General features: G+C 53.4%; 1 protein-coding gene. It reads right to left on the bottom strand.

The features are described from left to right. On the bottom strand, positions 1–188 hold a 188-nt coding region (locus tag BG61_RS39065; protein ID WP_035943954.1), incomplete at its 3' end, for a hypothetical protein. Positions 189–313: the final 125 nt, after the last annotated feature.

Below are 313 nucleotides of genomic sequence, written 5' to 3'. Positions count from 1 at the left end.
TCGATGATATTCGGCGCCATGATTTCTGCTTCTGTGCGTGCCTCTTCCGCTGTGGGATACGTCATCTCATTCGTTTCTCTCCGAATAATCACGCCATCCTTAGAAATGACAGCGGTCCCGAGAAATTCTCTTGCGCCCACTTCGTGAACAGCGGCCTCGTATTCGAAACCCTTGTAGGTGTCCGGCATAAGGTTCTCCTCAGTCCATAAAGCAACCTTCCCCCTCGGGATCCTTTCAGTCTAACCCTTCTCTAATCGTCAGCGGGTGGGTCCGGCATATGGACGGTTCCACACCGAACTCGGCGTCGATCAGC

This window comes from Caballeronia glathei, assembly GCF_000698595.1.
Taxonomy (GTDB): Bacteria; Pseudomonadota; Gammaproteobacteria; order Burkholderiales; family Burkholderiaceae; genus Caballeronia; species Caballeronia glathei.
This window is presented reverse-complemented; position numbering and strand designations above follow the sequence as displayed.